This window comes from Streptomyces musisoli, from assembly GCF_016741855.1.
Taxonomy (GTDB): domain Bacteria; phylum Actinomycetota; class Actinomycetes; order Streptomycetales; family Streptomycetaceae; genus Streptomyces; species Streptomyces musisoli.
In genome coordinates, this window is record NZ_JAERRH010000005.1 from 405374 (window position 1) to 429593 (window position 24220).

Annotated in this window: 21 protein-coding genes; 11 read left to right on the forward strand and 10 right to left on the reverse strand. The window is 72.7% G+C overall.

Annotated features, from left to right (window positions below):
• Positions 1-59 precede the first annotated feature (59 nt).
• Both JK361_RS17090 and JK361_RS17095 read left to right on the forward strand, forming a co-directional pair.
• Entirely contained in the window at positions 60-503 is a 444-nt protein-coding gene (locus tag JK361_RS17090) for a phage holin family protein (RefSeq protein WP_201818915.1), read from the forward strand.
• Positions 500-1066: a DUF3618 domain-containing protein gene (locus JK361_RS17095; RefSeq protein ID WP_201818632.1), complete on the forward strand. Its 567-nt coding sequence runs from the start codon at positions 500-502 to the stop codon at positions 1064-1066. The genes JK361_RS17090 and JK361_RS17095 overlap by 4 nt, the downstream gene beginning before the upstream one ends.
• Positions 1067-1212: 146 nt before the next feature.
• Here the strand turns inward: JK361_RS17095 and JK361_RS17100 are convergent, their stop codons facing one another.
• Positions 1213-3039, reverse strand: a complete 1827-nt coding sequence (locus tag JK361_RS17100; protein WP_201818640.1) for a DUF8508 domain-containing protein — start codon at positions 3037-3039, stop codon at positions 1213-1215.
• A 267-nt stretch (positions 3040-3306) separates the two neighbouring features.
• Here JK361_RS17100 and JK361_RS17105 point away from each other — a divergent pair, with 267 nt between their 5' ends.
• The 3 genes from JK361_RS17105 to JK361_RS17115 all read left to right on the forward strand — a co-directional run bounded on the left by JK361_RS17105 (position 3307) and on the right by JK361_RS17115 (position 8456).
• A complete protein-coding gene (locus tag JK361_RS17105; protein ID WP_201818642.1) occupies positions 3307-4734 on the forward strand; it encodes a hypothetical protein in 1428 nt (475 codons plus the stop codon).
• A 177-nt stretch (positions 4735-4911) separates the two neighbouring features.
• A complete protein-coding gene (locus tag JK361_RS17110; RefSeq protein WP_201818643.1) occupies positions 4912-6363 on the forward strand; it encodes an alkaline phosphatase PhoX in 1452 nt (483 codons plus the stop codon).
• A 497-nt stretch (positions 6364-6860) separates the two neighbouring features.
• Complete coding sequence (locus tag JK361_RS17115) at positions 6861-8456, forward strand: TROVE domain-containing protein (RefSeq protein ID WP_201818645.1); 1596 nt, start codon at positions 6861-6863, stop codon at positions 8454-8456.
• A 152-nt stretch (positions 8457-8608) separates the two neighbouring features.
• Here JK361_RS17115 and JK361_RS17120 read toward each other — a convergent pair whose 3' ends face one another.
• Positions 8609-10099, reverse strand: coding sequence for an MFS transporter (locus JK361_RS17120; protein ID WP_201818917.1), 1491 nt, complete (start codon positions 10097-10099; stop codon positions 8609-8611).
• Positions 10100-10210: 111 nt separating this feature from the next.
• On the opposite strand from JK361_RS17120, the gene JK361_RS17125 reads away from it, so the two are divergent.
• Positions 10211-10780, forward strand: a complete 570-nt coding sequence (locus JK361_RS17125) for a TetR/AcrR family transcriptional regulator (protein WP_201818647.1) — start codon at positions 10211-10213, stop codon at positions 10778-10780.
• Positions 10781-11005: 225 nt separating this feature from the next.
• Here the strand turns inward: JK361_RS17125 and JK361_RS17130 are convergent, their stop codons facing one another.
• From JK361_RS17130 to JK361_RS17160, 7 genes are all read right to left on the reverse strand, one after another.
• The gene (locus JK361_RS17130; RefSeq protein WP_201818650.1) at positions 11006-12172 is read right to left on the reverse strand and encodes a TerD family protein; all 1167 of its coding nucleotides are present in this window, start codon (positions 12170-12172) and stop codon (positions 11006-11008) included.
• Positions 12173-12424: 252 nt separating this feature from the next.
• Positions 12425-13414 carry a zinc-dependent alcohol dehydrogenase family protein gene (locus tag JK361_RS17135; RefSeq protein WP_201818651.1) on the reverse strand — a complete coding sequence of 330 codons (990 nt, stop codon included), beginning with the start codon at positions 13412-13414 and terminating at the stop codon, positions 12425-12427.
• Positions 13411-14256 carry a carbohydrate ABC transporter permease gene (locus JK361_RS17140; RefSeq protein WP_201818653.1) on the reverse strand — a complete coding sequence of 282 codons (846 nt, stop codon included), beginning with the start codon at positions 14254-14256 and terminating at the stop codon, positions 13411-13413. Before JK361_RS17140 ends, JK361_RS17135 begins: the two co-directional genes overlap by 4 nt.
• Positions 14253-15188, reverse strand: a complete 936-nt coding sequence (locus JK361_RS17145; protein ID WP_201818655.1) for a carbohydrate ABC transporter permease — start codon at positions 15186-15188, stop codon at positions 14253-14255. Before JK361_RS17145 ends, JK361_RS17140 begins: the two co-directional genes overlap by 4 nt.
• Positions 15185-16555: an ABC transporter substrate-binding protein gene (locus tag JK361_RS17150; protein WP_201818658.1), complete on the reverse strand. Its 1371-nt coding sequence runs from the start codon at positions 16553-16555 to the stop codon at positions 15185-15187. The genes JK361_RS17145 and JK361_RS17150 overlap by 4 nt, the downstream gene beginning before the upstream one ends.
• 107 nt (positions 16556-16662) lie before the next feature.
• Entirely contained in the window at positions 16663-17433 is a 771-nt protein-coding gene (locus JK361_RS17155) for a DeoR/GlpR family DNA-binding transcription regulator (RefSeq protein WP_201818659.1), read from the reverse strand.
• Positions 17434-17738: 305 nt separating this feature from the next.
• The gene (locus JK361_RS17160; RefSeq protein WP_201818662.1) at positions 17739-18548 is read right to left on the reverse strand and encodes an NAD-dependent epimerase/dehydratase family protein; all 810 of its coding nucleotides are present in this window, start codon (positions 18546-18548) and stop codon (positions 17739-17741) included.
• Between the two features lie 230 nt (positions 18549-18778).
• Here JK361_RS17160 and JK361_RS17165 point away from each other — a divergent pair, with 230 nt between their 5' ends.
• Both JK361_RS17165 and JK361_RS17170 read left to right on the forward strand, forming a co-directional pair.
• Positions 18779-19720: a 5-dehydro-4-deoxyglucarate dehydratase gene (locus JK361_RS17165; RefSeq protein ID WP_201818664.1), complete on the forward strand. Its 942-nt coding sequence runs from the start codon at positions 18779-18781 to the stop codon at positions 19718-19720.
• Between the two features lie 60 nt (positions 19721-19780).
• On the forward strand, positions 19781-20944 hold the full coding sequence (locus JK361_RS17170; protein WP_201818666.1) for a hypothetical protein: 1164 nt from the start codon (positions 19781-19783) through the stop codon (positions 20942-20944).
• On the opposite strand, the gene JK361_RS17175 is transcribed toward JK361_RS17170, so the two are convergent.
• On the reverse strand, positions 20881-22104 hold the full coding sequence (locus JK361_RS17175; RefSeq protein WP_201818668.1) for an MFS transporter: 1224 nt from the start codon (positions 22102-22104) through the stop codon (positions 20881-20883). The genes JK361_RS17170 and JK361_RS17175 overlap by 64 nt on opposite strands.
• A 654-nt stretch (positions 22105-22758) precedes the next feature.
• Between JK361_RS17175 and JK361_RS17180 the strand changes: the two genes are divergently transcribed.
• The 3 genes from JK361_RS17180 to JK361_RS17190 all read left to right on the forward strand — a co-directional run bounded on the left by JK361_RS17180 (position 22759) and on the right by JK361_RS17190 (position 24157).
• On the forward strand, positions 22759-23064 hold the full coding sequence (locus tag JK361_RS17180) for a hypothetical protein (RefSeq protein ID WP_201818670.1): 306 nt from the start codon (positions 22759-22761) through the stop codon (positions 23062-23064).
• The gene (locus JK361_RS17185) at positions 23061-23321 is read left to right on the forward strand and encodes a hypothetical protein (RefSeq protein WP_307787264.1); all 261 of its coding nucleotides are present in this window, start codon (positions 23061-23063) and stop codon (positions 23319-23321) included. The genes JK361_RS17180 and JK361_RS17185 overlap by 4 nt, the downstream gene beginning before the upstream one ends.
• A gap of 74 nt (positions 23322-23395) precedes the next feature.
• Positions 23396-24157: an MBL fold metallo-hydrolase gene (locus tag JK361_RS17190; RefSeq protein ID WP_201818672.1), complete on the forward strand. Its 762-nt coding sequence runs from the start codon at positions 23396-23398 to the stop codon at positions 24155-24157.
• Positions 24158-24220 lie beyond the last annotated feature (63 nt).

A 24220-nucleotide genomic window follows, 5' to 3' on the forward strand; every position in this document is an offset into this window, starting at 1 on the left:
GGACCTTCGGCCCGGGTACCCGGAGGTTCCGCACAGGAAGGAGGCGGAACACCGTGACCGTGACCCCGCAGACGCGGACGCAGACGCAGACGCGGACGCAGACACGGCCCGCGGCCGACGGACACCCCTCCACGGGCGAACTCGTCGGCCGGGCCACCGAACAGCTCTCCCGGCTGCTGCGACAGGAGGTCGCCCTCGCCAAGGAGGAGCTGACCGAGAAGGGACGCCGGGCCGGACGCGGCGGCGGACTGCTGGGCGCGGCGGGCGCCGTCGGCTATGTCGGGCTGATCGTCCTGGCCGGAGCGGCCACCGCCGCCCTCGGTCTCGTGCTGCCGGTGTGGGCGGCGGCGCTCGTCGTGGCCGCGGTGTTCTTCGCCGTGGCCGGGCTGCTGGCCGCGACCGGCCGCGCCCAGCTGCGCCGCGCCGCGCCGCCCACGCCCGAGGAGACCCTCGGCAGCGTCAGGGCGGACGTCGACGTGATCAGGGAAAGGGCACACCGATGAGGCACAGCAATCCGCACGGCTCGGGCGCCAAGGGCCCCGACGAGCTGCGGCGGCAGATCGAGCACACCCGGAGCCAGCTCGGTGACACCGTCGCCCAGCTGGTGGGCCGGGCCGATGTGAAGGGCCGGGCCCGGGCGCGGGCCGCCGACCTGAAGGACAAGGCCGGCGCCATGACCGTCCAGCTGCGCTCCGGCGCCGCCCACGCCGGGCACGGCATGCAGGACCGGGCGGCCAGGGCGGGCCACCAGGTGCAGGACCGGGCGGCCAAGGCCGGGCACCTGATGCAGGACCGCGCCGTCCGGGCCGGCCACAACGCCCAGGAACGGATGGCGAAGGCCGGCCATCTGATGCAGGAGCGGGCCGGCCACGGCGGGCACGTCCTACAGGACCGGGCGGCCCACGCCGGTCACACCGTGCAGCACGACCTGCGCGTGCCGCGCCCGGTGCGGACGGCCATGGACGCCGCGATGCGCCATCCCAAGCCGGTGCTGATCGCGGGCGCGGCGGGGGCCGCCGTCGTCGGCGCGGCCGTCATCTGGCGCAGGATCGACCGCCGGCGGTGAGCACGGGGCGGCGGGACCGGCCGGGCACGGAGCCCGGCCGGTCCCGCCGCCGTGTCACGGACGGAAGCGCGGCCGTGTCGCGGACGGAAGCGCGGCCGTGTCACGGACGGAAGTGCGGCCGTGTCACGGACGGAAGTGCGGCCGTGTCACGGACGGAACCGCAGGACCTGCGGGTCGTGGTCGCTTATCTGGTCGTTGAACTCCGAGTTGACGTGCACGCTGTCGTACTCGAAGTCGCAGCCGCGCCGGATCGCCGGACTGACCAGGATCTGGTCGAGGACCTGCTGGTTGCCCTGGTAGTCGTAGGTGTAACGCTCGCTCTTCGGCAGCGACTTGATCGCCGACCACAGCTCGCCGTCGCCCTCGAGGATCTTCGCGGTCCCGGAGAACTCGAAGTCGTTCATGTCGCCGAGCGCGATGACGTTCGCGTTCTTCTGCACGGACAGGATGTCCTTGACGAACGCGTTCACCACGGTCGCCTGCGCGTGGCGCTGGATCTCCGAGCTGCGCACCGGCGGCTGGTACTGCGAGGTCAGACCCTGGTCGCCGCCCTTGGAGTTGAGGTGGTTGGCGATCACGAACACCGTCTTGCCGCGGAAGACGAACTCGCCGGCCAGCGGCTTGCGGCTGCTCTTCCAGGCCGCGTCGGCCGGCTCGATCCGGCCCGGCGATACGGTGAGCCCGGCCTTGCCGTGCACCTTGGTGACGCCGACCGCGGTGGTCGAGTCGCCGCCCGCGCGGTCCACGAAGGACACCCGCTCCGGGTTGAACAGGAACACCTGGCGGATGTTGCCGCCCGGCTCGCCGCCGTCCTGGTCGTTGACCGGGTCGATGGCGCGCCAGTCGTACTTCGGGCCGCCGGCCGCGACGATCGCGTCGATCAGCTTGTTCACGGTCACGCTCGCGCCGACCGTGCCGTCGTCCTTGGCGCCGTTGTCGTCCTGGATCTCCTCCAGGGACACGATGTCCGGCGACTGCAGGTTGTTCACGATCGAGGAGGCGTGCTTGTCGAAGGTGGCGTCCGACGGGTCGAGGTTCTCGACGTTGTACGTCGCCACGGCCAGCTCGCGGCTCGACTGCTTCTGCGTGGTCTCGCGCTCCAGGCCGCCGCTCTCCAGCGTGCCCAGCTTGCTCGCGACGAGGGTGTAACCGCCGAACTGGTTGAAGTCCAGCGGGCCGGTGGTGGTGCCGCCCAGGGTGTCGCCGACGTTCGCCTTGGGGAAGTCGGCGGTGGAGCCCAGCGACTGGATCTGGAGCCGGCCGGTGTTCTGCGACTCGTAGGAGCCGTACACCGTGCCGCCGCGGCGGTTGCGGTGCTCCCACGGCTTCACCGTGACCCACAGCTCGCTGTACGGGTCGGTGGCGGTGACCACACGGGCGTCGGCGACCTGGACGGTCATGCCCTCCAGGGACTCGTAGTAGTCCAGGGCGTACTTCGACGGGTCCAGGGTCAGGCCGTTGACGGAGCCGCTCGACGCGGTGTCGCCGGCCGGGGTGTAGTCGCCCGGGACCGAGTCCTCGTCGACGACGGCCGGCGCGGGCACCGCGTTGCCCGTGGAGACGGTGGTGACCGCCGGCTTGGTGATCTCCGTCAGCGACTGGTTGCCGGACGAGGCGCCGCCCGGGACGTACTCGGAGACCGTACCGGTCACCGTCACCGAGTCGCCGACCGCGACCTTCGGCGTGGAGCTGGTGAAGACGAACACGCCCTCGCTGGTGGCGGGGTTGTCGTCGGGCGTCGGATCCTGCATCCAGAAGCCCTTGGAGGAGCCGTAGGTGCGCGTGGCCGTGACGATGCCGGGCACGTCGGTCACCTTCTGCCCGGCGAACGGGGACATCCGGGTCGTGCCCTGGATGTCGTGGACGCGCACCGAGTCGGCGTGCGCGGGAGAGGTGAGGACGACGGCGGACGCCGCGCTGCAGACGGCGGCGACGGTGAGCGCGGCGAGGCGCGCGGAAGACCTGCTCGGCAAGGGATTCCCTCCGGGGACGTACGTGAGCGCCGGGACGAGGGTGGAACGGGAGCGTGCGGGGCTCGTAGCCCTCTGTGACACGCATAGAGCCGAGTGAACAGTTGTCCCCCCAACTTCTACGCGCGTCAATCTCCTGCCTGGCCCCGGGAGTTGTCAAGGTTTCGGCCATGTACGGCCGCTGACGGGGAGATGAACCGGGCGGCATGGGTGGAAATCCGTCTAGGCTGAGCGGCTGAGCCCGTTTCACGGTCCGAGGAGAACCAGCCGATGTCAGACAGCTCCCCCCTGCCGCCCGTGCGGCTGCACCCCGAAGCGGAGCTGGCGCGCGCCGCGCTGTCCACACCGTTGCTCTCCCGCGCCGCGCGCCTCGCCCGCTGGGCCGGCCCCGAGACCCGCGTGGACGCCGGCGGCGGACTGGCCGAGGAGCAGCTGCCGGCCGCCGCCGGCCTGCTCGGACTCACCGGGGACGACGCCGCCGCGTACGCCAGTGAGGCCTGGCGGGTCGCCGTGGACGCCGGCCTGGTCGAGATCGTGGACGAGGAGGCCGGCACCGTCCGCGCGGGCGAGGAGCTGGCGCTGCTCACCGGCGGCTCACCGCAGGACGTGCTCACCGTCTGGCTCGCCGCGCTGGAGACCGTCGTCGCCGACGCGGCCGTCCCCGACCTGGACGACCTGGTCGACGCGCTGGAAGAGGGCGGCGAGGTCGATTTCTCGTCACTCGACTGGGACCCGCGGGCCGAGGCGGAGTTCCTCGACGGCGTCCTCGGCAACCTCTACCTGCTGACCGTCGGTGAGGACGGGCCCGGCGAGGGCTCCGTCCCGCTGCCCGCCCTCGCCGCCTCCATGATCGTGCCCGACGGCATGAGCGAACCCACCAACGACGTCCTGGAGCAGGTCTCCGACGCGATGATGCGGCTGGACGACTGCTTCCGGGCGCTGGAACCGGTCGGACTGGTGGAGTACCAGCCGGTGGACGAGGCCCTGATGGCCGACGCCGACGAGGAGCCCGCGGCGCCCGTGGACGACATCGACGTCTCCCGCTACGGCATGGTCCGGCTCACCCCGCTCGGCGTGTACGGCCTGCGGGCACGGCTGCTGGAGGCCGGCTTCGAGGTGCCGACCGTCGGTGAGCTGACCGACAAGGGCGCGGACGTGCTGCTCGACGGCACCGCCCGGTTCGGCCGGTCCGCCGCCCGCGCCGAGACCGAGCAGTGGCTCGGCCGCCGCGAACCCCTCGCGGCGGCACGGGAACTGCTGGCGGCGGCCCGCGGTGCGGACGCGGGCGCCCCGCTGCGCCGGCTGCGCTGCCAGCAGGCGCTGTCACTGCTGGGCCCCGAGGCCGAACCCGCACTGCGGGAGGTGCTGGACGACCCCGAACTGGGCGGGCTCGCCCGGGTGTGGCTGAGCGAGCGCGGAGCCGCGGGCGTGCCCGCGCCGTCCCAGGACATGGTGTTCTGGCTGACCGTCGACACCTTGGCCGCACAGCTCCGGGCCGAGGGCAACTCCGACGAACTCCAGGCCCTGGTGGAGGGGCTGGCGGCACAGCACAGCGGGTTCTTCGCGGCCGCCTGGCGGGTGGAGCACCCCGCCACCGCGGAGGTCCTGGACGCGATGGGCCGGCTGCACCCGGACAAGAAGGTGGCCAAGGAGGCGCGGAAGGCGGCGTTCAAGGCGCGGTCCCAGCACGGCGGATGAGTGCCGGGGGGAAGGTGCCCTTGTCCCGGCCATGGTCCGGCGCATACGGATTCATGGAACAGGCACCCCGGTGGTAGCGCGGTGTTCAACTCCCGTTCAGCAGTGGGCGGGAGCGTGTGCGCCGAACCGAGGCCCCCCACCCTCCACGGCACTGCCACCGTCGTCACAGGAGACACCATGTCGCTCACCCGCAGGGACTTCGCCAGAAAATCCGCGATCACCGGTGCCGGGGTCGCCCTGGCGGGCAGCGTCGGCGCCCTCGCCACCGCGCCGAACGCCCTTGCAGCCACGGACAGCGAGAGCGCCGGGACCGAGTCCGCGCACGGGGGCCACCACCACGGCGTCGGCTACGGCCCGCTGCTCTCCGACCCGGAGGGCATCCTCGCCCTGCCGGCCGGGTTCAGCTACGAGATCATCACGTACTGCGGCAAGACCAAGCTGGAGTCCGGCGAGTTCACCCCGTCCAACCACGACGGCACCGCCACCTTCGACGGCCCCCGTGGCGCCACCCTGCTCGTCAACAACCACGAGCTGGCCGGCGCCCGCGCCGGCTGGCCGCACCCGGTGCCGCTGACCGAGGGTCTCGTCTACGACCCCGCGGCGGCCGGCGGCTGCACCGTCGTGGAGGTCCGCCGCGGCGGCCAGGTCGCCGAGTGGGTGGGCATCGCCGGCACCGCCACCAACTGCGCGGGCGGGCGCACTCCATGGGGCACCTGGCTGACCTGCGAGGAGACCGAGGACAAGGCCGGCAAGAACGGCTTCACCAAGGATCACGGCTACGTCTTCGAGGTCGACCCGGAGGACCGCCGCGCCAACCGCGACCCCAAGCCGATCAAGGCCCTCGGCCGCTACGCCCACGAGGCCGTCGTCGTCGACCCCAAGCGCGGCCACCTCTTCCTGACCGAGGACGCCGCCGGCCCCAACGGCCTCTTCTACCGCTGGACCCCGCCGCACGGCTTCCACCACGGCCGCGGCAGGCTGCGCACCCTCGCCGACGACGCGGGTGTGCTCCAGGCGTTCAAGTGCTTCGACTCCGGCGGCAAGTTCGTGGACGACCTGTCCCGCGCCACGAAGATCGGCACCGTCTACGGCGTCGACTGGGTGGACGTCCCGGACCGTGACGCCAAGACCGTCTCGGTGCGCAAGCAGTTCACCGACGGCCAGGTCACCCGCGCCCGCAAGCTGGAGGGCATGTGGTGGGGCGACGGCGGCGTCTACGTCGTCTCCTCCTTCGCCCGCCAGGAGAGCCCGGTCCAGCACGACGGCCAGGTCTGGTTCTACGACCCCAAGCGCCGCACGCTCACCCTGAAGGTGCTGTTCGGGGTGAACCCCGACCCGTCCAAGGACGGCGACTTCGACGGCCCCGACAACATCACCGTCTCCCCCTACGGCGGCCTCGTCATCGCCGAGGACGGCGAGGGCGTCCAGCACCTGTTCGGCGCCACCGAGAGCGGCCGGACCTACCCGATCGCCCGCAACGAGCTGAACATCGGCACCGCCGAGAAGCCCGAGTACAGCGAGTTCACCGGCGTCACCTTCTCGCCCGACGGCAAGACCCTGTTCGCCAACATCCAGACCCCCGGCATCATGCTCGCCATCACCGGTCCCTGGAAGCGGCACAAGCGGTAGACAAATTCGTTGGCCCGGCCCGCGGCCTTCCTCCTAAAGTGGTGCCCGTCCAGGTGCGACAGGCAGGACCTACTTCCACTGTTAATGGGGAGGCCGCGGGTTCGAATCCCGCCACCGGCTTCGACACGCCGGTGTAGCTCAGAGGCAGAGCACCACACGTCGGTTCCGCCGACCTCGATCTCTGGACACCGAAAACTTCACGCACCTCCCGGTGCGCAGGCTGCGGTTACTTCTTTCGCAAAGAATCCACGACCGCCGCCGAACTGATCTCGGGAGGCGCAGCACATGGTGGGTGTCCGGTGCGCAGGCAGCGGATACTTCAGGGATCTGGTCCTTGGGAACAGGGGTGCGGGTTCGAATCCCGTCATCGGCTCGCGGCCGGTGTGGCGGAAAGGAAGACGCGCCAGATGATAAGTCCCGTCGTCGACTCCTGATCTCGGGCACCTTCCATTTGCTGCGCCTCCCTCCGAAAAGCACATGAATTCGGGGGAATCACCATGGCGCGATTCAACACGCGTGCCGTCAGGGCGCAGCTCAAGTCGGCGGTGACGTCGACCGGCCGCGCCCTGCCGACCCACGAGGGCGGCCGGGGCCGGGAGCGTGATCCGCGCTCGGAGCTGTTCCTGCTCGCCGTCGCCAACTTCGTCTCCCAGCACACCTTCTACGAGAACGCCCAGGACCGTGACGACCGCTTCACCCGGCTCGTCCGCGACCTCGCCGTCGGCGACCCGGAGTGGACGGCCGGCCTGCTCGGCTGGCTGCGCGGCGAGGGCAACATGCGGACGGCCTCCATCGTGGGCGCCGCCGAGTACGTGCACGCACGGCTGGCGGCCGGGGCGACCGACGGCCCGTCGAACCGGCAGGTCGTGGCCTCCGTGCTGCAGCGCCCGGACGAGCCCGGTGAACTGCTGGCGTACTGGACGTCGAGGTACGGCCGCGCCGTGCCCAAGCCCGTCAAGCGCGGTGTCGCCGACGCGGTACGACGGCTCTTCCACGCCCGGTCGCTGCTCAAGTACGACACCCCGTCCAAGGGTTACCGCTTCGGTGACATCCTCAACCTGGTGCACGCGTCGCCGGACCCGGACAAGCCGTGGCAGGGCGATCTGTTCCGGTACGCGCTCGACCGGCGCCACCACCCGGACACCGCCGTGCCGCCCGCGTCGCTCCCGGCGCTCACCCTGCACCGCGAGCTGATGGCGCTGCCCGTCGAGGCCCGGCGGGCGGTCGTCACCTCGGCCGACGGCGCCGAGCGGCTGGCCGCGGCAGGCGTCACCTGGGAGGCGCTGGCCGGCTGGCTCCAGGGCCCGCTGGACAAGGCGGCCTGGGAGGCCGTGATCCCGTCCATGGGCGCGATGGCACTCGTCCGCAACCTGCGGAACTTCGACGAGGCCGGTGTCTCGGACGAGGTCGCAGCCCGGGTCGCGGCGAAGATCAGCGACCCGGAACAGGTGCGCCGCTCGCGGCAGTTCCCGTTCCGCTACCTTGCCGCGTACCAGCACGCGCCCTCGCTGCGCTGGTCCTACCCGCTGGAGCAGGCGCTCGGGCACTCGCTGTCCAACGTGCCCGCGCTGCCGGGCCGGACGCTGATCCTGGTCGACCGCTCGGGCTCGATGTTCTGGTCGCAGGTGTCCGAGCGTTCGCAGCTCAACCGGGCGGACGCGGCAGCCGTCTTCGGCACGGCCCTCGCGCTGCGGGCGGCGGACGCCGACCTGGTCCAGTTCGGCTCGACCAGTGACAGGATCGGGTTCCGCAAGGGCGAGTCGGTGCTGAGGATCCTGGAGCGCTTCGGCGACCTGGGCGGCACCGACACCACCGAGGCGGTGCGCCGGCACTACAAGCGGCACGACCGGGTGCTGATCGTCACCGACGAGCAGTACTCCCCGCACCGGCACGGCGACCCGACCGCCCAGATCCCGGACCACGTCCCGGTCTACACCTGGAACCTGGAGGGCTACCGGGCGGGCCACGGTCCGTCCGGGACGGGGAACCGGCACACCTTCGGCGGGCTCTCCGACGCCGCGTTCCGCATGGTCTCGCTGCTGGAGAGCGGCCGGGACGGCCAGTGGCCCTGGGCCGCCGGCCCGGCCACCTGACCAGCCGCCCGTCCGTGCGGCCGCCTGACCAGCCGCGGGGTGGCCGGCCCGGAGCCGGACCGGCCACCTGACCAGCAACCCGCGTGACCAGCCGCCCGCCCGGATGCCCGTGCGGCCGCCTGAGCAGCCGCCGGGTGGCCGGCCCGGGCGGCCTACAGCGCCGCCCGGCGGCCGGCCGCGCGCCTGCCGGTCAGCACCGTCGCCGTCACCAGCAGGCCGACCAGGGTGAGCAGGGCGCCGGCGGCGAAGGCGTGGGCGGCACCCCGGGTCAGGACGGTGTCCGGGGAGCCGGTCGCGTGCCGGGTCGCCGTGCCGTACACCGTCACCAGGACGGACAGGCCGACCGTGCCGCCCAGCCACTGAAGGGTCTGGAGCAGTCCGGAGGCCGCGCCCGCCTCCTCCGGGGTGACGGCGGACAGGATCGTCGCGTTGAGCGGCATGAAGCTCATGCCGAGACCGAGGCCCACCAGGACCAGGGGGCCGAGCAGCCCGGTGGCGTAGCCGTCGCCGGGCTGCAGCCGGGCCAGCCAGCCGGTGCCGGCGGCGGCCAGGGACAGGCCGGTCAGCAGCACCGGCTTGGTGCCGAACCGGGCCAGCAGCCGCGGCACCAGCCGTACGGTCGTGAACATCACCAGGGTCAGCGGCAGGAAGGCGAAGCCCGCGCGCAACGGGCTGTAGCGCAGCACCTGCTGGCCGAACAGGGTGAGGAAGTAGAAGGCGCCGAACATGCCCGCGGGCAGCAGCAGGATGGCCACGTACCCGCCGGCCCGGTTCCGGTCGGCGAACAGGCGCAGCGGCAGCACCGGCTGGTCCGCCCGGGACTCGACCAGGAGGAAGAAGGCGAGCAGCACGGCCGCCGCGGCGAAGCCGAGCAGCGCCTGGGAGTCGCTCCAGCCGCCCTCCGACACCCGGATGAACGCGTACACCAGCGAGGTCGTGCCGGCCGTGCCGGTCAGCGCGCCCGGCAGGTCGAACCGGCCTGTGTGGCGCGCGGTCTCGGCGACGAAGCGGGGCAGCGCGAGGGCCAGGGCCAGGCCGATGGGGACGTTGACGAGCAGGGCCCAGCGCCAGGACGCCCAGGAGGTGAGCATGCCGCCGAGGACCAGGCCGATGCTGCCGCCGATGCCGGCCATGGAGGAGTAGACGCTCAGCGCCCGGTGCCGGCGCGGGCCGTCGGGGAAGCTCGTGGTGATCAGGGCCAGGGTGCTCGGGGCGATCAGGGCACCGCCCACTCCCTGGAGCGCGCGGGCGGCGAGGAGCAGGCCGCCGTCGGCGGCGAGACCGCCGAGCAGGGAGGACAGCGCGAACAGCAGCACGCCGGCGGTCAAGGTGCGGCGGCGGCCGAGGAGGTCGCCGACGCGCCCGCCGAGCAGCAGCAGACCGCCGAAGGTGAGGGTGTAGGCGTTGAGGACCCAGGACAGGCCGGTGCGGCTGAAGCCGAGGCCGTGCTGGATGTCCGGCAGCGCTACGTTGACGACTGTGGAGTCGACGCCGACCATCAGGTAGGCCGTGACGATGACGAGGAGGGTGGTGCCGAGCCGGGCGGGCGGCGCGGGCACGGCGGGTGCGGATGGGCGGGTGAACGGTGCGGACTGGGTGGGCAAGGCGGTCTCCCGGTCTGGTCGTCCCCCGGCACGCGGCATCGCGGGCAGGGATGAGCTGCCCACGGAGCACTACGGCGTTAAGCGGGGACTGTCTCCGTTTAGTGCTCGATAAGATACGGAGACGGTCCCCGGTTTGCAAGGAGTGGGTGGATGACGCAGGGCAGGCCCATGCGCGCGGACGCTCGGCGGAACTACGAGCGGTTGCTGGAGGTGGCGGCGGAGGCCTTCGCCGAGCATGGGGAGAAGGCGTCACTCGACGACATCGCGAAGCGGGCGGGCGTCGGCTCGGGCACGCTCTACCGGCACTTCCCGAACCGGCAGGCGCTGCTGGAGGCGGCCTATCTGGACCGCATCGAGGCGCTGGGAGCGCGCGCCGACGAGCTGGCGAAGGAGCTGCCGCCGGGCGAGGCGCTCGGTGAGTGGCTGTACGAGCTGGCTGTCGGCACCCTTGAGGTGCGGGGCATGAAGGCCCTGCTCGGCTCGGCGGTGACGGAGAGCAGCGCGGCGGCGCTGACCGTGTGCGGGAACGTGGTGAAGGGCGCGGTGGCCCGGCTGGTCGAGGCCGCGCAGACGGCGGGCGCGCTGCGGGCGGATGTGGAGCCGATCGAGGTGCTGCGGCTGGCGCACGGAGTGGCCTCGGCCGCGGAGCTGGCGGGAACGGGGGAGCGCGAGATCCGACGCTACCTGGGACTGCTGCACGAGGGCCTGCGATCCGGCTGAGGCCGGGCGCCCGGAAGGGGCGCGGGGAACTGCGCGCCCGGCCACGACGAAGCCGCAGCCGGGCGGCGGCCGTCAGTGCGACGGCGAGTCCCCGGCCCGACTCCGGCCCGGCTCAACTCCGGTCCCGCCCGACTCCGGCCCGGCTCAACTCCGGTCCCGCCCGGCTCCGGCCCGGCTCGACTCCGGTCCCGCCCGGCTCCGGTCCGGCCCCGCTTTCTGTCGGCCCTACAGCGCCCTCGCCCCCGGCTCGACCATGTTCCGTACGGTCCGTGCCTTCACGAAGTCGCCCATCGCCGTCATGTCCCACTCGCCGGAGAACTGGCGGACGAGCTTGGCCATCATGACGCCCGTCTGGGGCTCCGCCGCGGTGAGGTCGAAGCGGACCAGCTCCTCACCCGTGGCCGCGTCGACCAGGCGGCAGTACGCCTTGGCGACCTCCGTGAACTTCTGGCCGGAGAAGGAGTTGACCGTGAAGACCAGACCGGTGACCTCCTGGGGGAGGCGGCCGAGGTCGACCGCGATCACCTCGTCGTCGCCGCCGCCCTCGCCGGTCAGGTTGTCGCCGGAGTGCCTGACCGCGCCGTTCAGGATCGTCAGCTTGCCGAAGTAGCAGCTGTCGATGTGGTTGCGCTGCGGTCCGTAGGCGATGACCGAGGCGTCCAGGTCGATGTCCTTGCCGCGGAACGCCGGCTCCCAGCCGAGGCCCATCTGCACCTGCGAGAGCAGCGGGCGGCCGCCCTTGACCAGGGACACCGTCTGGTTCTTCTGGAGGCTGACCCGGCCCTTGTCCAGGTTGATCTTCCCGGCGCCGGGTGCCGGGGCGGCCGGCTGCGGCGGGGCGGCGGGGGCGGCGGCCGGCTGCTGCGGCTGGGCCGCGGGCGCGGCCGGAGCCGCGGCCGGCTCCTCCACCGACACGCCGAAGTCGGTCGCGATGCCCGCGAGACCGTCGGCATACCCCTGGCCGACGGCCCGCGCCTTCCACTGGCCGCCCCTGCGGTAGACCTCCACGACCACCAGCGCGGTCTCGGTGCCGAGCTGCGGCGGGGTGAACGTGCCGAGCACGGCACCGCCGTCCGCGTCCCGGATCGTGGCCGTCGGCTCGATGCCCTGGAAGGTCTGGCCGGCGGCGTCCGGGCTGGCCGTGACGACGATCTTCTCGATCTCCGGCGGCACGGCGGCGGTGTCGACCGTGACCGCGTCCGGGGCCGTGCCGCCGCCGGAGCGGTACGTCACGCCCGGGCCCGTGGGCTGGTTGTAGAAGATGAAGTCGTCGTCGGAACGCACCTTGCCGTCGGCGGTGAGCAGCAGGCCCGACACGTCGAGCCGCACCGGAGCGGAGACGTCCACCGTCACGCGCGCGGCCGAGAGAGGGATGTTCGAGCCAGGGGTCATAGCTGTCATGCCGGGTGAACGAACGACACCGCTTTACCGTTCCCTTACCGGCCGAACGGCTGAACCGCCCCGACGGACGACCCCGCCGAACCGGCCCAACGACCGGCCGAACCGGCTCAACGACCGGTCCAACGACCGGCTGAACGAACCGGCTGAACCGGCCGAACGAACCGGCGGACCCGGCCGAACGACCCAGCCGGCCCGCCCGACGAACCGGCGGACGCGGCCGGACGGCCCGGCCGGCCGGGTCCCCTACGGCACCACCACGATCTTCCGGCCCACGCCGGACGCGAACTGCTCCAGCGCCTGCGGGTACCGCTCCAGCGGGATCCGGTCGCTGATGAACACGTCGGGGTCCAGGACGCCGCCCGCGAACAGTTCCGCGGCGCGCTCGAAGCTGTGCAGCACGGCCATGGAACCGGTGATCGTGATCTCCTGGTTGTAGATCCGGTACGGGTCGATCGTCACCCGGGTCGCGTAGTCGGCCACCCCGAACTGGAGGAACGTGCCCGCCTTCGCCACCCGGTCCAGGCCGTCCTGGATCGCCGCCGCGTTGCCGGTGGCGTCCACGACCACGTCCCAGCCCTGCGGCCGGTCCAGCTCGTCCGCGCTCGCCGCCGAGCCGGACACGCCGAGGCGCCGCGCCGTCTCCAGGCGGGCCGGGTTCAGGTCGACCATGTCCACGCTCGCCGCCCCGGTCCGCTTGGCCAGCTCCAGCATCATCAGGCCCATGGTTCCGGAGCCGTAGATCAGCACGTGCGCGCCGAGGCGGGACTGGAGGACGTCGTAGCCGCGCACCGCACAGGACAGGGGCTCCACCAGGGCCGCGTCCTCGGTGCGCACGTGCTCGGGCAGCTTCACGCAGTTCGCCACGGGGGCGAGCGCGTACCGCGCGGCCCCGCCCGCCGTCGTCACACCGATCGCGGCCCACCGCTCGCACAGGTTGTTGTGTCCGGTGCGGCAGTACCGGCACTCGTAGCAGTAGAGCGAGGGGTCCACGGCGACCCGGTCGCCGACCGCCACCTCGGTGACCTGGGCGCCGACCGCGACGATCTCGCCGGCGAACTCGTGTCCGGGGACGATCGGCAGCTTGGGCGCGAACTCGCCCTGGAGGATGTGCAGGTCCGTGCCGCACAGGCCGCAGGCGGCGACCTCGACGACGACCTCGCGGGGCCCTGGCGTCGGGTCGCGGACCTCGGTGACGACGGCGCGGCCCACGGACTCGATGACGGCGGCCTTCATTTGACGGCTCCCAACGACAGGCCCTGGACCAGCTTGTCCTGGGCGGCGAACCCCGCGGCGAGCACCGGCAGGGAGATGACGAGCGACGCGGCGCACACCTTGGCCAGGAACAGGCCCTGGCTGGTGATGAAGCCGGTCAGGAAGACGGGGGCGGTCTCGGCGACCACGCCCGTCAGGACCCGGGCGAAGAGCAGCTCGTTCCAGCTGAAGATGAAGCAGATCAGGGCGGTGGCGGCGATGCCGGGCAGGGCGATCGGGGCCACCACGCGCGCGAGGATCGTCGGCAGCCGGGCGCCGTCGATCTGCGCAGCCTCGATCACCGCCACCGGGACCTCGGCGAGGAAGGACTGCATCATCCACACCGCGATCGGCAGGTTCATGGAGGTGTAGAGGATGACCAGGAGCCAGATGTTGTCCAGCATCCCGGTGTTCTTCGCGAACAGGTAGATGGGCAGCAGGCCGGCCACGACCGGCAGCATCTTCGTGGACAGGAAGAAGAACAGGACGTCCGTCCACTTGCGCACGCGCCGGATCGACAGCGCGTAGGCCGCGGGCAGGGCGAGGAGCAGGACGCACAGCGTCGAGACCAGCGACGCCACCGTCGAGTTGATCAGTGCCGGCCAGGGGCTGGCCCCGCCGCCGCTGCCGAAGAACTCGCGGTAGCCGTCCAGGGTGAGGGAGGCGCCGAAGGAGGGCGGGTTGGTCGCCGCGTCCGCCTCGGAGTGGAAGGACGTCAGCGCCATCCAGGCGATGGGCAGGAAGAACACGATGCCGGCCAGCCAGGCCACCAGGCCGTAGCCCAGGCCCCGGTGCCTTCTGATCGTCACGCCGATGTCGCTCATGCGCGGGACGCCTCCTCGCGGAACAGGGACGACACCACGCGCAGGGCGAAGGTCGCGATGATGATCGAGCCGATGACCACCAGGACGCCGGCGGCCGAGGCGAGGCCGTTCTCGTGGGCCTGGTAGAAGCTTTGATAGACGGTGTAGGGCAGGTTGGCGGTGCCCAGGCCGCCGGAGGTGATCGTGAAGACCGCGTCGAAGTTCTGGACGATGTAGATCGAGCCCAGCAGTGCGCCGAGTTCGAGGTAGCGGCGCAGGTGCGGGAGCGTCAGATGGCGGAAGATCTGCCAGTCGCTCGCGCCGTCCACCCGCGCGGCCTCGATCTGCTCGGGGTCGCGGCTCTGCAGACCGGCGAGCAGGATCAGCATCATGAACGGCGTCCACTGCCACACCAGGGAGGCCTCGACCGCCAGCAGCGGCATACGGGAGATCCAGTCGGGCTGCGGCCCGCCGACGTAGTGCAACAGGCCGTTGAGCAGGCCGTACTCGGGGTTGTAGAGGACGTGCTTCCAGAGCAGGGCGGCGGCCACCGGGACCACCAGGAAGGGGGCGATCAGCAGGGTGCGGACGATGCCCCGGCCGCGGAACCTGTGGTTCAGCAGCAGCGCCAGCGCCAGGCCGAGGACCAGGCTGACGAGGACCACCGTCACCGTCAGGAGCACGGTCGTCCACACCGAGTGGCGCAGGTCCGCGTCGGTCATGACCTGGTGGTAGTTGTCGAGGCCGGTGAAGTGGCGGGCCTTCGGGTAGAGGGCGTTCCAGTCGAAGAAGGAGATCACCAGCGTGGCCACGAACGGCAGTTGGGTCACGGCGATCATGAAGACGAGGGCGGGCAGGAGGGGGGCCCGGGTGGCCCAGGCGCGCAGGCGGGCGGAGGGCTGCCGCGAGGCGCGTACGGGTGTCGCGGCGTAGGGGGCTGTCGTCGCGGTCATCGGCCCTCGTACTCCTTGGAGATGCGCTCGGCGAGCTGCTGGGACTTCTTCAGGGCCGAGTCCGTGGACTGCCGTCCGGCGATGGCGGAACTGATCTCCTGGGAGACCTTGGTGCCGAGATCGGTGAACTCGGGGATGCCGACGAACTGGATGCCGGGCGCGGGGCGCGGCTGTACGCCGGGGTCGTTCGGGCGGCTGTTCTCGATGGCCTCCTTGGTCATCTCCTGGAAGGCGGCGGCGGATGCCCGGTAGGCGGCGTTGGTGTAGGTCGACGCCCGCTTGCCCGCCGGCACGTCGGACCAGCCGCTGGTCTCACCGACGAGCTGCTCGTAGCCCTTGCTCGACGCCCAGGAGACGAACTTCCAGGCCTTGTCCGGATTGCGGGAGGCCTGCTGGATGCCCCAGGCCCAGGTGTACAGCCAGCCCGACGACTTGGTCCGTTCCACGGGCGCGGGGGCGTAGCCGAGCTTGCCCTTGACCGGTGAGCCGTCCGCCTCCAGCAGGCCGGCCGCGGAGGTCGCGTCGTACCACATGGCGACCTTGCCCTGGGTCATGTTGTTCAGGCACTCGGCGAAGCCCGACTGGGCGGCGCCGGACTCGCCGTGCTCGCGGACGAGGCCGACGTAGAACTTGGTCGCCTTCACGAAGGCGGGGGAGTCGAGACGGGCCGTCCAGTCCTTGTCGAACCAGGTGCCCCCGAAGGTGTTCACGACGGTGGTCAGCGGTGCCATCACCTCGCCCCAGCCGGGCAGTCCGCGCAGGCAGATGCCCCGCATGCCGGACCGGGCGCCGTCCGCCTTCGCCGCGAGGTCGGCCACCTGCTGCCAGGTGGGGTGGGCCGGCATCGTCAGGCCCTTCGCCGCGAACACGTCCTTGCGGTACATCAGGAAGGACGACTCGCCGTAGAAGGGCTGGCCGTAGAGCTTGCCGTCGTCGCCGGTCAGGGACTCGCGCATCGGCTGGAGGACGTCCTGCTCGTCGTACGAAGGGTCCTTCGCGACATACGAGTTCATCTCGTGCAGCCAGCCGTTGCGGGCGTAGATCGGTATCTCGTAGTTGGACAGCGTGGCCACGTCGTACTGGCCGGCCTGGTTGGCGAAGTCCTGGCTGATCTTGTCCCGGACGTCGTTCTCGGGCAGGACCGTGAAATTGACCTTGATGCCGGTTTCCCTGGTGAAGTGGGCGGCGGTCAGCTTCTGCAACTCGGTCATCTGGGGGTTGTTGACCATCAGGACGTTGATGGCGTCGCCGCCGGAACCGGTCCCGCCCGCACCGGCCCAGCAGCCGGAGAGCAGCGGGGCGAGCAGCGTGCCTGCGGCGGCCGCGGCGAGCGTGGCTCGCGGCCTCCGTCGGCTCGGGGTACGCATGGATCGCTCCTGGAGGTATGAAGGCATGAACGGCGGATATAGGGACATAACGGGCGCCTCTGGGTAGGGGGTGCCTCTGAGGGTGGGGACGGGCGGGGTCCGGCCGGTCAGACCCGGATGACCTGGGGGCCCAGCAGGGAGTAGCGGTGGGCCTCGGCGGCCGGCAGGAGGGTGCTGGTCACGATCGCCTCCAGCGCGCCGACCTCCGCGAACCGGCAGAAGCTGACCGCGCCGAACTTGGTGTGCACGCCGGCGAAGACCGTGCGGCGGGCGGCCCGCACGGCCTGCGCCTTCACCTCGCTCACCGCCGGGTCGGGCGTGGTCAGGCCGTACTCGCGGGAGATGCCGTTGGCCCCGATGAAGGCGAGGTCGATCACGAAACCGGCCAGCATCTTCGTCGTCCAGTGGTCGACGGCGGCGAGCGTGCCCGGGCGGACCCGGCCGCCGAGCAGCAGCACGGAGATCCGGTCGGACTCGGCGAGGGCGCCCGCGACCGGCAGGGACGCGGTGACAACGGTCAGCGGCCGGTCCTTCGGCAGTGCCTCGGCGATGAGCTGCGGGGTGAAGCCCTCGTCGACGAAGACCGTCTCTGCGTCGCCCAGCAGGTCGGCCGCCGCGGCGGCGATCCGGCGTTTCTCGGGCACATGGCTGGTGGCGCGGAAGGCGAGTGTCGTCTCGAAGCCGGCGCTCTCCACCGGATAGGCGCCGCCATGGGTGCGGCGGACCAGTCCGTGGTCCTCCAGCGCGCGCAGGTCGCGCCGGATGGTCTCCTTGGCCACGCCCAGTTCGGCGGCGAGCGCGGTGACGTCCACCGAGCCGGTGGCGCGCGCGGCCCGCACGATCTCGCGTCGGCGTTCCTCCGTGGTCCGCATGCTCATGTCGTCACCCACTTCCACCGCGGAACTGCCCGTTCGGGCCCATGGAGGAAGTTCTACCGTCGGTCCGCCGGGCTGACCAGGTCTGCTGGGTGCCCGATCGTGCCCGCTTGCGCCCGTTGTGCGGCGGCCGTGCCCGCGGCGGACCTGCGCGGCTGCGCGAAAGGGTGTGGGATCGGGCGCGGTCGATGCCCGGACGCGGCGGCGGGCGGGCCCGTTCGGTGCCCGCCCGCGCGCGTGGGGGGGATTCGGTTCCGGCCACCGAAGGCCGTGCGCCGGCGGAGGGCCGCCGGCGGCCGTCGGGCGGCTCAGTACGGCCAGATCGGCGGGTCGTTCACGAAGTGCCCGCCCAGGTGGCTGTGGGCGGGGTTCTCCGGGTCCAGTTCGCCGTGCTCGGCGACGAGCTTCCCGGCGTACGGCTCGGAGTCGTCCCGCGGCTCGTAGCCGAGCGCCCGCGCACTGGTCAGGTCCCACCACAGGCGCGTGTTGGCGGAGGAGCCGTAGACGACCGTGTGGCCGACCTCCTCGGCGGTCAGGGCCGCGTGGAAGAGGCGGGCGCCGTCGGCCGGGCTCATCCACACCGAGAGCATCCGCACGCTGGTGGGCTCCGGGAAGCAGGAGCCGATGCGCACGGAGACGGTCTCCAGGCCGTGCTTGTCCCAGTACAGCTGGGCCAGGTCCTCGCCGAAGGACTTCGACAGGCCGTAGAAGGTGTCCGGCCGGCGCGGGGTGTCGACCGGGATCGGCGGCTCGCCCGCGCGCGGGGCCGGCGTGAAACCGACGGCGTGGTTGGAGGAGGCGAAGACGATCCGCGGCACCCCCTCCCGGCGGGCGGCCTCGTACAGGTTGTAGGTGCCCTCGATGTTCGACCGCAGGATCTTCTCGAAGGGCGCTTCCAGGGAGATGCCCGCGAGGTGCAGGACCGCGTCCACGCCCCGCACCGCCTCGCGCAGCGCCTCCTCGTCGGCGAGGTCCGCGGTGATCGCGTCCGGTTCGCCCTCGACGGGACGGACGTCGAAGAAGCGCAGCGCGTAGCCGTACTCCGGCAGCAGGGACCGCATCAGGGTGCCGAGCCCGCCGGCGGCGCCGGTGAGCAGGACGGTGCGGGGAGCGGGCATCCTTCGATCTCCTTGCTGTCCTCGACCAAGGCCGCATGTGTGGACGTGGTTCACATTCATGGAAACGCTAGGGAGCGGTGGCGCACCCCGTCAAGTGTGCCCCGACAAGGGGAAATCCGCTGCTGTGTTGCCCGTTCGCCCGCTTGACCCGCTCCAAGAGCGGCCCGTAGCGTGAAGGCGTTCAGAAATATAGACACCGATCAGAAGCATGCATCGGACAGGGAGCGCCCGTGACGCCAGCCCCTCTCGCCGCCCGGCTCCGCGAGCCGAGCGGGCCGCTCTTCTTCCCCGTCACGGCCTACGGCCCGGGCGGCTCACTCGACCCGGACGTCTACCGCACCCACGTGCGCCAGGGCGTCGCGGCCGGTGCCGCCGCCGTCTTCGCCTGCTGCGGCACGGGGGAGTTCCACGCGCTGCTGCCCGAGGAGTTCGAGGCCTGCGTCCGGGTGGCCGTCGAGGCGGCCGAAGGCCGTGTCCCGGTCGTCGCGGGCACCGGGTACGGAACCGCCCTCGCCGTCCGCTACGCCCGTCTAGCCGCGGACGCGGGCGCCGACGGCCTCCTCGCCCTGCCGCCGTACCTCGTGCACGCCGGCCACGAGGGACTGCTGCGGCACTACCGCGAGGTCGCCGCGGCCACCGCGCTGCCGGTGATCGTCTACCAGCGCGACAACGCCGTCTTCGCCCCGCGGACGGTGGTCGAGCTGGCCCGCACCGAGGGGATCACCGGCCTCAAGGACGGCCTCGGCGACCTCGGCCTGATGCAGCGGATCGTCAGCGCCGTCCGCACCGGAGCCCCGGGCGACTTCCTGTACTTCAACGGCCTGCCCACCGCCGAGCAGACCCAGCTCGCGTACCACGCCCTCGGCGTCACCCTGTACTCCTCGGCCGTCTTCTGCTTCGCCCCCGAGATCGCCCTCGCCTACCACCGGGCCCTCACCGCGGGTGACACGGTGACCCTGCGGCGCCTCCTGGACGGCTTCTACCACCCGTTCGTGGAACTGCGCTCGCAGGGCAGCGGCTACGCCGTCTCCCTCGTCAAGGCGGGTGTACGGCTGCGCGGCCTGGACGTCGGCGAGGTCCGGCCCCCGCTCCAGGAGCCGGCGCAGGAGCACGTCGAACAACTGGCCCGGCTGATCGAGCGGGGGCACGCCCTGCTGGAGGAGGACGCGTGAGCGAGCACGGCCCGGCGCGGTACGGGGAGGACGCGTGAAGGCGCGGTACGGGGAGGCCGCGTGAAGGCATCGGCGTTCGTCTACCCCTGGGACGTCAACGGGGACCCCGGGGCCCCCGCGCGCATCGCCGGACTCGGCGTCGGACAGGTCACCCTTGCCGCCGCCTACCACTCCACCCGCGCGCTGACCCCGCGCCACCCCCGGCACCGCATCGTCACCGCCGAGTACGCGGCCGTCCTCTACCCCCCGGGCGACCGCTGGGCGGGCCGCGGCCTGCGCCCCTACCCGGCCGGCCGCTGGGCACCCGGCAACGCCTACGGAGAGGCGGCCGAGGCCCTCGCCGCGGCCGGCCTGGAGGTGCACACCTGGGTCGTCCTCGCCCACAACTCCCGGCTGGGCGCCGAACACCCCGACACCTCGGTCGTCAACGCCTACGGCGACCGCTACCCGTGGGCGCCCTGCATCGCCCAGCCCGCCACGCGCGCGTACCTGGTCGACCTGGCCGCCGAGGCCGCGGTACGCCCCGGCGCGCACGGCACCGAACTGGAGTCCCTCGGCTGGTACGGGCTCCAGCACCTGCACGCCCACGACAAGACCGCCGGCGTGGGCCTCGGGGACGCCGGCCAGTACCTGATGTCCTTGTGCTTCTGCCCGTCCTGCCGGGCCGGCTACTGCGGCCGGGGCCTGGACGCGGACGCCCTCGCGGCGGCCGTGCGGGGGGCGCTGGAGCCGCTGTGGCGGGGCACGGCCGGGGACGAGGGCTGGCCGACGGCCGTGAAACTGCTCGGCGAGGAGACGGCGGCCGCCACGCGCGCCTGGCGCGACACCATCGCCGGCACCCTCCAGGAGGAGGCCGTCGCCGCCGTACGCGCCGCCGCGCCCGCCGGCTTCCGCGTCCTGCTGCACGCCGACCCGGTCTCCTACCACTGCGGAGCCAACGTGGGCGTCGACCCCGCCCACATCCTGTCGGTGGCCGACGGCGTGGTGGTGCCCTGCACGGGCGGCACGGCCCTGCTGGCGCCCTTCGCGGAGCGGGCGCGGGAGGACACGGTGCTGGCCGCCAACCTCACCGTCGTTGCGGGCATGGGCGGCAGCCCCGCCACCCTCGCGGCGGACGCGGCACGCGCGCGTGCCGAAGGTGCGACGGAACTGCGGCTGTATCACGCCGGGTTGGCGTCGGACGGGGACCTGGCGGCGGTGCGCGCGGCGCTGTCCTCCCGCTGAGGCAGCAGGGCCGCCGTCCCGAGCAGCGCCAGGCCGTAGAGCGGCAGCAGCAGCCCGGGACCGGCCACCTCCACCAGGCCGGCGCCGATTGCCAGCCCGAGCACGTTGGGAGTGAACATCAGCGTGTTGGCGGTGGCCGTCGCCCGGCCGAGCAGCGGGCCGGGGGTCTCGCGCTGCACCGCGGTGAGCGCGGCGATCAGCACACAGGGCAGCCCCAGGCCGCCCGCCGCAGCGGACGCCAGTGCCGCCGGGTCCCACGGCACGGCCCGCGCCGCCACCGCGGCCCCCGTCAGCGCGATCCCGGCCGCCGCGAACCGCCGGCCGCCCAGCCGCCGCAGCGCCGGCCCGGCGAGCAGCCCGGCGGCCACCGAGCCGGCGCCCTGGGCGGCGTAGAGCACGCCCGTGTAGGCGGGGGAGTGGCCGAGGCGGTCGACCACGGCGTACACCGTCGTGGCGCTCAGCGCGGTCAGCAGCATCGTGGTGCCGCCCGCCCCGACCAGCGGCCGCAGTCCCGGGTGACCCCACAGGTGCCGGACGCCCTCGGCGGTCTCCCGCCACCAGCCCGCGCCGGACCGCACGGGCCGCTCCTCGCGTACCCGGAGCAGGGCGCACACCCCGGCCGCGAGCACGAAGCTGACCGCGTCCAGACAGGCGACGGCCCGGCCGCCGAAGGCCGTGTACAGGCCCGCCCCGGTGAGCGGGGCGACGAGTTTCATGCCCTCGGTGACCGTCATCCGCAGCCCGTTGAAGTCGCCGCGGAGGTCCGGGCCGACCGCGGCGGTCACGAGCGCCGACTCGGCGGCGTCGTGGACGACACCGGCGGCGCCGTACACCAGCAGGACGGCGAACAGCAGCCACAGGCGGCCGGGGGAGCCGACGGCGAACAGGGTGGGGAGCAGGGCCGCGAGACCCAGGTCCAGGGTGATGAGCAGGGGCTTGCGGGGGAACCGGTCGGCGAGCGTGCCGAGCGCCGGTCCGGCGAGGGTGGGCGCCCACATGGCGAGCATGCACAGGGCGGCCAGACCGTCGGAGCCGGTCAGGTCCTTCACCCACACGCCCGACGCCAGCCACAGCGAGGAGGTGCCGAAGCCGGACACCACCACCGCCGTCAGGTACAGCCCCGCGTTGCGGTCCCGCAGCACGGTCAGGGAAGTCGTCATGCCCGGTCATCGTGCGCCTAAGGCAGGGGCCCCGGGATCGGCAGAATGCCCGGGTTCCAGGATTGGGCACGCCGGTGGCGGGAGGGTGCCGTAGGGCGGTTCGGCGGTGGCGGAGGGGTGCCGTAGGGCGGTTCGGCGGTGGGGACACGGGGCCGTGGGGCGGTTCGGCGGTGGGGCATTGCCGTGGGGCGGTCCGGTGGCGGGGCGGGTGCCGTGGGGCGGTCCGGTGGCGGGGACGGTGCTTGTAGGTCCGCGGCGCGTATGGCGGCTCGGCACCGATGTGTTTCCGGGCGCCGGGCGGCCACCTGAAAGGAGGCCAGGGCGCAGGTGGCGCGGAGCCAGGGGGGTGCAGGCCGGGCGAGGGTCGGTCTGAACGGAAGCCAGGGGTGCAGGCCGGGCGAGGGGCCGTCTGAACGGAAGCCAGGGGGTGCGGGCCGGTCGGAGGGAGCCCGCCTGAACGTAACCCAGGGGTCCCCGGCCCGGCGGTGGCACGCCTGAACGGAGTCTCCGGGCGAGCGCCGCCGCCGGTGGGCGGGCACGATCGGAGGGACCCTCGTCGTCCCGGAGCAGGGCCACGACCGGCCCTCGATCCATGGCCCGCACCGGCATCGCCCGGCCCCGGAGCCGGGCCCCAGAGCTACGGAGGAAGCCGCAATGGACGAGCACTACGTGTGGGTGACGACGCGCCGCCTGCGGCCCGGCACGCTGGAGGACTTCGAGAACGCATGGCGTCCGGCCCCCGCGCCCCAGGGCATGCACCGCGCCTACGCGTACTGGTCGGAGGACGGACAGGAGGTCACCGGGGTGTCGTTCTGGGCCTCCCGGGAGGCCTGCGACTCCTGGCGGTCCTCCGAGCCGGAGGCCCAGCGCCGGGCGGCCATGGCGCCGTACGTCGTCGAGGAACGCGAAAGCTTCTACCGCGGCCGTGAACTCACCCTCCCGGGTACCGGTCGCGGGTGAACGCCGCCGACATGAGCGGGATCGTCGTCGTGTACGAACTCGACCAGCCGGCGGCCGACGCGCAGCGGCACCCCCGCCGGGTGCACGCGGCGCCCGCCGCCCCCGGCCGGTCCGACGCCGCGGGACCACGGACCCTGTGCGGCAAGGACACCTTCGCCATGGAGAAGGCCGGCCCGGCGCCCTCCGGGGAGCCGTGGTACCCCGCCGAGTACGCGTCCCTGGTCTGCCCCGACTGCGACGACGTGATGGAGACCTGAACCCGGCCCGCCGCCCGGGCCCACCTTGCCGAAACGAGCGGGAGCAGGGCGCGGGGCACCGTACGCTCCCTGCTATGCCGCTCACCCTCACCGTCCTCGGTACCGCCTCGCCGCACCCGGGCCCCGACCGGCCCTGCTCGGGATACCTGGTGTCCGGCGGCGGCGCCGAGGTGTGGGTGGACGCGGGACCCGGTACGTTCGCCGCGTTGCAGCGGTACACGGACCCCGCCCGGCTCACCGCGATCTGGATCTCCCATCTGCACGCCGACCACACCGCCGACCTGCTCGCCGCCGCCTACGCCTTCGCCTTCGGCGGCATGGCCCCGAACGCGCCGATCCCCGTCTACGCGCCCCAGGACTGCGCGCGCCGGCTGGCCGGTTTCTTCGGCCGCCCGGACGTGGACTTCCTGAAGGGCGTCTTCGACTTCCGGAGCCTGTACGACGGCCATGACGTCCGGCACTGGAACCTGCGCCTGACCGCCCGCGCCGTCGCCCACGACACCGAGGCGTACGGGCTGCGCGCCGAGAGCCAGGGCAGCGTGCTGGCCTACTCGGGAGACAGCGGACCCTGCCCCGCGCTCGTCGAACTCGCCTCCGGCGCGGACCTGTTCCTGTGCGAGGCGGACATCGACGAGCATCGCGACGGCGAACACCACCAGCAGGTCCATCTCACGCCCGAGGACGCCGGCCGCATCGCCCGGGACGCCCGCGTGCGCGAGCTGCTCGTCACCCATGTCGGCCCCACGCTGAGTCGCGAGGCGGCCGCAGGCCGCGCGTCGCTCATCGCCGGCCGGCCCGCCTACACCGCCGTCGAGGGTGACATCCGAACCGTCTGAACCACCCGCCGGCGGCACCGACTTCCTTTGTCGGAGGCATTGACGAACCATGCGCCCCCTCCT